Consider the following 9,704-nt stretch of genomic DNA (forward strand, 5'->3'; position numbering starts at 1 on the left):
TCAGGGCTCTACTTTTCGAAACTCTCAGAGCTGATAAGCCTGCTTCACCTGGGCGGTTCGCTTGTGCTCGAACACGAACGACAGGAACGGGATCGTGCCGGCGAGCGCGGTGGCAACCGTCGTACCGGGCTTCCACCGGGCCTTGATCGCCAAGTCGATCGTGAACACGAGATAGAGCATGTAGAACAGGCCGTGGATCTGACCGATGTAGAACAACCACGACGGTGCGTCCGCCGAATTGTCGAGAATCAGGTACTTGTAGACCATCTCACCGGTCAGGAACAGCAGCCAGAGGCCGGTGATCCAGGCGAGAACGCGGTATCGGACGAGCGCCGACGCAACCTTCTTCTGCTTTTCTGCGTTGACTGCGGGGGTAGCGATGCTCGCTTCCGAACCGGTACTCACGTCGTGCTCCTATCGGACTCGCGAGCGGCGAGCTGCGCAAGGTAGTCGTTGTATTCCAGCATTTGGCGGGCTTCAGGGTCGTCGACGTCGAGGTTCACATCGTCGAACTCGGCCTGCGGGCGTTGCGGCAAGAGGTCGGCGGGAATCTCACGCGGCTCCGCGGCGGCTTCCTCGGCTTCGGCCTCTTCGGGGTCCACGTCTTCGAGCTGAACGAACTTGCGATACGCGTACACGACAAACGCCGCGAACAGCGGCCACTGGAACGCGTACCCGAGATTCTGTCCCGAGCCTCCGACGGCTTCGAAGCGCTCCCACTGCCACCAGCCGAGCGCGAGGCAGCCGGCAGCTGACACGATGACCAGCAGAATCAGCGCAGGTCGGCGTTTAGTAGCGTTCTTGGACACACTAAGACGGTACCTGAGAGCTATAGTGCCTCGCCCTGCGATCTCCGACACGGTGTCGTAGAAGCCGTTCCACAGCACCTGTGCGCTATGCCCATCCTCACCCGCAACGCCAGGCACTGAACACATTTTCCCAGCTGTGCTGCATCGATAACCTCGGGCGTATCCGAAAGCAGGGGAGTGTTTCATGCACATCAGAGTGATTCGCCCGGTCATCGACCCCACACTGACTCCGGCGGTGACAGACGAGGTGGAGCACTGGGCGGCGCCCGGCACGACGGTCGATGTCGTGTCACTGCTCTCTGGCACGGCGAGCATCGAGTCCGAGTACGACGAGGCACTGGCCGGCCCCGGGATCGTGCAGCGGGTCGAAGAGGCGGCAGTCGACGGCGTCGACGGTGTATTCATCACGTGTTTCGCCGATCCCGGAGTGCATGCCGCCCGAGAGATCATCGACGCACCGGTGGTCGGCGGCTTCGAGCCGTCATTTCTGACAGCGATGAGTCTGGGCGATCGCGTCGGTGTCGTGACCATCCTGCCGAACGTCGTGCCGATGCTCCGATCGCTCACTCGGCGGTATGGGCTCGATAGTCGGCTGGGCAGTATTCGAGTCGTGGACATGCCGGTGCTGGGCCTCACCGATCGGGAGGAACTGATCGATCGACTGGCCGCTCAGGCGTCTGCGGCAGTGGAGAGCGGCGAGGCCGATTCCGTCGTTCTCGGTTGCACCGGGATGCTCGGTGTGACCAGTGCGGTCCGAGACAGGCTGCATGGCAAAGGGATTCACGTTCCGGTTGTGGATCCGACGGCGTCGGCGATCACGTGGTTGGAGAGCTCGGTCCGTCTGGGGCTGACGCCGAGCCGGACGACGTACATGACCCCGCCGGTCAAGGCTCGAAAGCGCTGAGCCTGATCAAGAACTGAAAAAGCCCCGCCGGATCTGATCCGGCGGGGCTTTTCGTTGTGCGCGAGGGGGGACTTGAACCCCCACGTCCTGAGACACTGGAACCTAAATCCAGCGCGTCTGCCAATTCCGCCACTCGCGCGCGGAATTCAAACGATACGCGAGTGGAATCGCTCGTGGGCACACCACCCTGGTCGGGATGCGCCCGCCGGCTCTCAGGCCGTTTCGGCGAGTGGATCCGCTGCGGACGGCATGGTGGATTTCTTCGATCTGCGAGGTTGCTCGGCCGTGCGTTGATACCGCCACGCAGCGTGGGTGAGTGTCCGAACATCGACGTCGAGATGTTCGGAGACCGCAACTAGCAACTCGGCTGCGTCGGTGCTCGACAACAATTCCTCGCTACTGCTTGCTTCGGTGGCGAACCGTGCAAGTAGATCTATCGAAGTTGCCGTCAACTTCCCGGACAGGAACACCAGCGTCTCGAAGGTCCTGGGGCCCAGGCCTGGAACGGAGACGACTGCCGAACGGAGGCCTTCGGTGTCCTCGACGTCGGCACCGCACCGGCAACCGGCGTCGGCGAGCGCTTTGGCCGCACGAGCCGCACCCTCGGCTTTGGTGAAGTAGTTGCCCGGCACGCGCTGGCGATTGCCGAGAATCGTTGCGAGCTCGTCGCCACGGTCGGTGAAGGAAGCGAGAGCGGACAAGCTGTCGAGGTGTTCGCCTGCGGCTACCGAGCGGTGTGTGCGCCAACGGTCGACGACGGCGCGGACTCCGGTCTTCGGTGTTCCGTAGGCGGCGCGCGACGAGAAGATCGCATCGAGAAGGGCGGCTTCGGACTCGCGCGGCCATCCCTGATTCCAATGCGGCCACGCCTCGCGCGGAAGCTCGGCGCCGATGAATTCGGCCGCTCTGACTACGTCTGTGTCTTTCATGATTTCTCCCCCCGAGAAGTTGTCCGGTGTGGACGCGCTGAACGTAGCGAGGGGGTCCGACAGATGGTGGCCCGGAACGCACGGGATCGACCGTCCGTCAAGGAGGTCACGAATTGGTAACAATAAATATGAGGGGTTCCTCAGGTTTCTGAAAATCCCGGTAACAGTCCCAGGCAGGGCGTTCGCGACCTACTCGCGAGTCACTTTCTCGAAGTCTCGTGAGGAAGATCACGGCCTCGAAAGTCCAGATTTCCAGGGTGCCGACAAACGTGAGGAAATCCTCATGATTCTGTGTAAACCTTGTCTTGCACGAACGCCCTGACTCCGTCGATTCTCTCGACGAATTCGCGAGCACTTCAGCCGGGCAGCACACCGCAAATCCCACCTCGCCGCAGAGGTGACCAGGAGAGGACGTACGCGTGACGATCGATGACACGACACCTACAGGAAACGGACGCGACTCGAAGGGTGGACGCCGTTTCGGCGTCGATGGGGGACAGTCCCGCACGACCAGCAAAGGTGCCCTCGTCGATTCGCTGAACAACGGCGTTTCCTACGCAATCGCTTTCGGTGGACAGGGCGCTCCCTGGCTCACCTCGCTCGAGGAGCTCAGCCGTGACAACGGCCTGGAGCCCGTTCTGACCGATCTGGTCAATGACGCAGCAGCACGCCTCGCGCCCGTCGCGCAGGATCTCCTCGTGGTTCGCCCGGTCGGATTCGATCCGATCGCGTGGATGCTCGAAGCCGAGATCGTCGACGAAGAAGAAGGTGAGAAGTCGGCCGGGCCTTCCGCTGCCGCGCTCACCGCAGCTCCGGTGTCACTCCCCGGCGTCTTCCTCACGCAGCTTGCGGCGTTGCGTGCACTCTCCGCTCAGGGTCTGGATGTAGCCGGTAACCCGCCTGCTGCCGTCATCGGCCACTCGCAGGGCCTGCTGGCCACCGCTGCCGTAGCCGCGCAGGGCAACGACGACGGTGAACTTCTCGCCGTCGCACAGCTCGTCGGTGCTGCTGCCAGCTTGGTCGGCCGTCGTCGCGGCGTTATCGCCGGCGCCTCCGCGAAGCCGATGGTTGCGGTCTCGGGCGTCGATCCCGAGCGTCTCGCCGCCATCGTCGCCGAGCTTGCCGAGGGTGTTGCCCCCGAACGCGCGGCTGTTCTCGCCATTCGCAACGGCCGTCGCCGCGTCGTTCTCGCCGGACCGCCCGCTCAGCTGGCACGCGTGCAAGAGCGTTGCGAGCAGATCGAAGCCGAAGAAGCTCGCGAGCGAGAGGGCAAGAAGCGTGGCGGTTCCGTCTTCGCTCCGTCCTTCGATCCTCTCGACACCGAAATCGGCTTCCATCACCCAGCATTGGCCGAGGCCGTCGAACTTGTCGGCAGCTGGGCAACCCGTTGCGGTCTCGATGCCGACCGTGCGCGTGAACTTGCACAGGGTGTCCTCGTCGATCCGGTCGACTGGGTCGAGGCTGTCGACGGCGCAATCTCCGCCGGCGCCAAGTGGATTCTCGATCTCGGGCCCAGCGATCAGCTGACCCGTATGACGTCCTCTTCGCTGCGTGGGCAGGGCATCGGCATCATCGCCGCCGCCACCCGCGGCGGACACCGCAATCTGCTCACCCCCGGTGCTGCGCCTGAGGTCTCACGTTCGTGGAGCGAATTCGCGCCGAAGCCTGTTTCGCTTCCCGGTGGCCGCATCGGCGTCGAGACGGCGTTCACGAAGCTGACCGGTCGTTCACCCATCCTGCTCGCAGGCATGACGCCGACGACGGTCGACGCCAAGATCGTTGCCGCGGCAGCCAATGCCGGTCACTGGGCTGAGCTCGCCGGTGGCGGACAGGTCACCGAGGAAATCTTCGAAGACCGTGTCGCAGAGCTGAAGATGCTGCTCGAGCCGGGCCGTGCGGTCCAGTTCAACTCCCTGTTCCTCGACCCGTACCTGTGGAAGCTGCAGCTCGGTGGCAAGCGCCTTGTGCAGCGTGCCCGTACTGCCGGCGCTCCCATCGACGGCGTCATCGTCACCGCCGGTATCCCGGAACTCGAAGAGGCCGTTGCTCTCATCGACGAGCTGTCCGAGATCGGCATCACCAACATCGCGTTCAAGCCCGGCACCGTGGCGCAGATCCGCTCCGTGATCCGCATCGCCAACGAGGTTCCGAACTTCCCGGTCATCGTCCACATCGAAGGCGGCCGCGCCGGCGGACACCACTCGTGGGAAGACCTCGACGACCTGCTCCTCGACACGTACGCCGAGCTGCGTACACGTCCGAACCTGGTCATCTGCGTCGGCGGCGGCATCGGAACCCCCGAGCGCGCAGCCGATTACCTCACCGGTCGCTGGTCTGCCGCAGCCGGTTTCCCGGCTATGCCCGTCGACGGCATCCTGGTCGGCACTGCAGCCATGGCGACTCTCGAGGCCACCACCTCTCCTGAGGTCAAGCAGCTCCTCGTCGACACGCCCGGTACACCGGATTGGGTCGGTGCCGGTACCGCTGAAGGCGGAATGGCCTCTGGCCGTAGCCAGCTCGGTGCCGACATTCACGAGATCGACAACGCGGCTTCGCGCACCGGACGCCTCCTCGACGAGGTTGCCGGCGATTCCGAGGCAGTGGCAGAGCGCCGCGACGAGATCATCGCCGCCCTCGACGTCACCGCCAAGCCGTACTTCGGCGACGTCGAGTCCATGACGTACGCACAGTGGCTGCGCCGCTACCTCGAGCTGACCGTCGGTATCGACGCGGCGAAGGAATTCGATTGCGGCGCAGATCTTCAGGACGCCATCGTCGAGGCGACCTCGAGCCCGTGGCTCGACATCACCTGGCGTGCTCGCTTCGGCGAGATGCTCCAGCGCACCGAGGCGCGTCTGCATCCGGTCGACCGTGGCCCGATCCCCACACTGTTCGGCGACGCCGAGACTCTCGAGCGCCCCGAGGCTGCGATCTGCGCACTGCAGGCGTCGTACCCGGACTACTCGACGACGGTTCTGCATCCCGCAGACGTCTCGTTCTTCACCTCGTTGTGCAAGACGCCGGGCAAGCCGGTCAACTTCGTTCCCGTCGTCGACGGTGACGTTCGCCGTTGGTGGCGCAGCGACTCCCTGTGGCAGGCACACGATCCCCGCTACACCGCCGATCAGGTTTGTGTCATCCCCGGCACCGTCGCCGTCGCGGGCATCACCCGTGTCGACGAGCCGGTCGGTGACCTGCTCGATCGCTTCGAGAAGGCGACCTACGACGAATTGGTTGCTGCCGGAACCGCTCCGGTCGCACTCGCGAGCCGTCGCCACCAGGATTCCGCACCCGGACTTCTCGACGCCGTCCTCTCCGCTCCCGACCTCCAGTGGGCAGGCCGCCTGACCCAGAACCCCGTCCGTCGCCTCGGCGACCTCGACGAGTGGAACGCAGAGTCTGCCGACAAGGCAGTTCACGGCACCACGGGGTCCAGCTTGACCGTCGTCGATTCCTCGCACGTGCTGCTCTCGGTTCCGTTGGTGGCAGACAAGTCGGTCGACATCACGATCACCATCCCCGAGTCCGTCGTAGACGGCGGCGCTCCGGTTGTCACCGAGGCAGACGCCGAGGGTGCGATGTCCGCGCTGCTGGCAGTTGCTGCCGGACAGGAACTTCCGACAGTCAAGAACGGAAAGGCCCGCCTCAACGTCGCGTGGGTTCCCGATCGCATCGCCGATCACGCCGGTGTCACCGGTTCCGGCCTGCCCACCACGCTCAGTGTCAGCGGCAAGGCTGTTCCGGACGTCGTCGTCGGAGCATGCTGGCCTGCAGTGTTCGCAGTCCTCGGCGCAGCCAAGCTCGACAGTCTTTCCGTTATCGAAGGCATGCTCGACCTGGTCCACCTCGACCACACCGTCGACTTCGTCGGTGAACTTCCCTCCGAGACAAGCATTCTCGTGGTCAATGCCGAGGTCGCCTCGGTTCTCGACACCGACCTCGGTCGCGTCGTCGAGGTCAAGGTCGAGGTCGGTGCCATGCTCGGCGAGGGCCTCGACGCCCCCGCAGTCGTCACCATGACCGAGCGTTTCGCGATCCGCGGACGCACGGGCGCTGGCGAACTCGCCGACCCGGCTCGCGCCGGTGGATCGATCAGCGATGCGGCTGTCGACACCTCGCGTCGTCGTCGCCGTGACGCGAAGATCCTCGCGCCGGTCAGCATGGGTGCGTTCGCTCAGGTTTCCGGTGACCACAACCCGATTCACACCTCCGACAACGCCGCTCTGCTGGCCGGCCTCGGAACCCCGATCGTGCACGGCATGTGGCTCTCCGCCGCAGCGCAACAGGTAGTCACCGCAGTCGACCCGGCCGAGACCCGCGTCCCGCCGCGCCGCCTGACCGCCTGGACCGCCCGCTTCCTCGGGATGGTTCGCCCCGGCGCCGAGATCGACGTCCGCGTCGACCGTGTCGGCATCGACCAGGGCGCAGAAATCGTCGAGGTCGGCTGCCGCATCGACGGCGAACTGGTGATGGTCGCCACCGGCCGCACTGCCGCACCGAAGACCGTCTACGCCTTCCCCGGCCAGGGCATCCAGCGCCCGGGCATGGGCCTCGACGCTCGTGCACGCTCCAAGGCCGCCCGCGACGTCTGGGAGCGTGCGGACAAGCACACCCGCAAGGCGCTCGGATTCTCGATTCTCGCTGTCGTGCGCGACAACCCGGTGACCGTCAAGGCGCGCGGTGTCGAGCACAAGCATCCTGACGGTGTCCTGCACCTGACTCAGTTCACCCAGGTGGCCATGGCCGTTCTCGGTGTTGCCCAGGTTGCCGAGCTGCGCGAGTCCGGAACATTCATCGAGGATTCCCTTCTGGCCGGTCACTCGGTCGGTGAGTACAACGCACTCGCTGCTGTCGCCGAGGTTTTCCCGCTCGAAGCACTTCTCGAGGTCGTCTTCCAGCGTGGCTCCGCCATGCACCAGCTCGTTCCCCGTGACGAAGCCGGTCGCTCCGACTACCGCATGGCTGCTATTCGCCCGTCGCAGATCGGTGTTTCCGACGACGACGTGCAGGGCTTCGTCGCCGGTGTCGCCGAGACCTCCGGTGAGTTCCTCGAAATCGTCAACCTGAACCTGCGCGGCAGCCAGTACGCCATCGCCGGTTCGGTAGCCGGTCTCGACGCACTCGAGGTCGAAATCGATCGTCGCCGAGCAGAATTCGGTGGCAAGCGGGCATACATCCAGGTTCCCGGCATCGACGTGCCGTTCCACTCCACCGTCCTTCGTGGCGGCGTGGCGGACTTCCGCGTGTGCCTGCAGGACTTGCTCCCGCACGACATCGATCCGGACATCCTGATCGGCCGCTACATCCCGAACCTGGTTCCGAAGCCGTTCTCGCTGCGTCGTGACTTCGTTCAGGAAATCGCCGACCTGGTGCCGTCCGAGCCGCTGCAGGAAGTCCTTGCAGACTTCGAAAGCTACGCAACGCGCACTCACGAGTTGTCCCGCATCATCCTGATCGAGCTGCTGGCTTGGCAGTTCGCCAGCCCGGTCCGTTGGATCGAGACGCAGGACCTGCTCTTCGGTGACGAGTCCGAAGGTGGACTCGGGGTCGAACGCTTCGTCGAGATCGGTCTCGGTGCTGCCCCGACCGTTGCAAACCTCGCGTCGCAGACCCTCAAGCTGCCGGGCCGCTTCGGCTACCCGGTCGAGGTTCTCAACGTCGAGCGCGAAGCTGCGATCGTCTACGGCACCGACGTCGACCCCGCCGTCGATGACGACGACGAGATCGAAGCGCCTGCTGCGCAGGCTGCACCGGTTGCCGCGGCCGCTGCTCCGGTTGCAGCTGCTGCGCCGGCTGCACCCTCGGGTGGACCGCGTCCGGACGACCTCACCTTCAAGGCGCCCGACGCCACGAAGGTCCTGATCAGCCTGTGGACCAAGCTCCGTCCCGATCAGGTCGGCCCCGCCGACACGATCGAGGCACTGTGCGACGGCGTCTCCTCGCGTCGTAACCAGCTTCTGGTCGACCTCGGCTCCGAGCTGTCCCTCGGCGCCATCGACGGTGCCGCGGATGCCGACATGGGCTCCTTGGGAGCAACCGTCGACAAGCTCGCCCGTACGTACAAGCCGTTCGGACCGGTGCTCTCCGATTCGATCAACGATCACCTGCGCAAGGTCTTCGGCCCCTCGGGCAAGCGTCCCGGCTACATCGCCGACCGCGTCAAGAAGGTCTGGGAACTGGGCGACGGCTGGGCGCACCACGTCACCGCAGCAGTGGCTCTCGGCACCCGTGACGGCGCCAGCATCCGCGGCGGCGACCTCGGTGGCCTGAGCTCCGGCGCACTGGCCGACGCCGCAGCGGTCGACGCAGTCATCGACAGCGCAGTTGCCTCGGTCGGCTCTGCACGCGGAGTCAGCGTCTCGTTGCCGGCTACCGGCGGCGGAAGCGGCGGAACCGTCGACGCAGCCGCCCTGGGTGAGTTCACCGAGAACATCACCGGACGCAACGGCGTTCTGGCCTCGGCTGCACGCCTGGTACTCGAGCAGCTCGGACTGAACGAAGAAACGGCAGTCGCGACGGTCGAGGACACCGAACTGGTCGACCTGGTCTCGGCTGAACTCGGCTCCGACTGGCCGCGTCTGGTTGCTCCGGCATTCGACGCACAGAAAGCCGTGCTGCTCGACGACCGTTGGGCAAGTGCGCGTGAGGATCTCGCTCGTATTTGGCTCGGTGACACCGCGTTGTCGGTCGAGAACTTCATTGGTGCCGGTTCCACCGTCGCCGCACAGGCGAAGTGGTGGGCCACCCGTGCAACCGACGAAGGCCGCACCGCGGTCGCCGAGGTCTACACCCGCATCGCTGATGCGGCCGTGACGACAGAATCCGACGCACCCGAGTGGGCAGGCGAGGTCGCAGTAGTGACCGGCGCCAGCAAGGGTTCCATCGCGGCAGCGGTCACGGGCAAGCTCCTTGCCGGTGGCGCAACGGTATTCGTGACCACCTCACGACTCGACGGTCAGCGTCTCGGCTTCTACCGCGACCTGTACCGCGAGAACGCTCGCGCCGGTGCCGCCCTCTGGGTGGTTCCCGCGAACATGGCGTCGTACACCGACGTCGACGCAC

5 protein-coding genes and 1 tRNA gene are annotated in these 9,704 nt (G+C 65.3%); 2 read left to right on the forward strand and 4 right to left on the reverse strand.

The genetic code is table 11. The annotated features are described in order from the left end of the window. Positions 1 to 24: 24 nt before the first annotated feature. Both AC1DWA_RS29595 and AC1DWA_RS29600 read right to left on the reverse strand, forming a co-directional pair. Positions 25 to 405 (reverse strand): DUF3817 domain-containing protein, encoded by a 381-nt coding sequence (locus AC1DWA_RS29595; protein ID WP_003945334.1) that lies wholly within the window; start codon positions 403 to 405, stop codon positions 25 to 27. After that, a complete protein-coding gene (locus AC1DWA_RS29600) occupies positions 402 to 809 on the reverse strand; it encodes a hypothetical protein (RefSeq protein ID WP_021333455.1) in 408 nt (135 codons plus the stop codon). Before AC1DWA_RS29600 ends, AC1DWA_RS29595 begins: the two co-directional genes overlap by 4 nt. 184 nt (positions 810 to 993) lie before the next feature. Here AC1DWA_RS29600 and AC1DWA_RS29605 point away from each other — a divergent pair, with 184 nt between their 5' ends. Continuing rightward, on the forward strand, positions 994 to 1,713 hold the full coding sequence (locus tag AC1DWA_RS29605; protein WP_477847546.1) for an aspartate/glutamate racemase family protein: 720 nt from the start codon (positions 994 to 996) through the stop codon (positions 1,711 to 1,713). A gap of 57 nt (positions 1,714 to 1,770) precedes the next feature. Here AC1DWA_RS29605 and AC1DWA_RS29610 read toward each other — a convergent pair. After that, positions 1,771 to 1,852, reverse strand: a tRNA-Leu gene (locus tag AC1DWA_RS29610). Between the two features lie 73 nt (positions 1,853 to 1,925). After that, positions 1,926 to 2,642, reverse strand: coding sequence for a hypothetical protein (locus AC1DWA_RS29615; protein ID WP_477847548.1), 717 nt, complete (start codon positions 2,640 to 2,642; stop codon positions 1,926 to 1,928). A gap of 419 nt (positions 2,643 to 3,061) precedes the next feature. On the opposite strand from AC1DWA_RS29615, the gene AC1DWA_RS29620 reads away from it, so the two are divergent. Further along, positions 3,062 to 9,704: fatty acid synthase subunit beta domain-containing protein (locus tag AC1DWA_RS29620; RefSeq protein WP_477917397.1), on the forward strand; the 6,643-nt coding region annotated here is incomplete at its 3' end.

The organism is Rhodococcus sp. P4_F3_2, assembly GCF_056401335.1.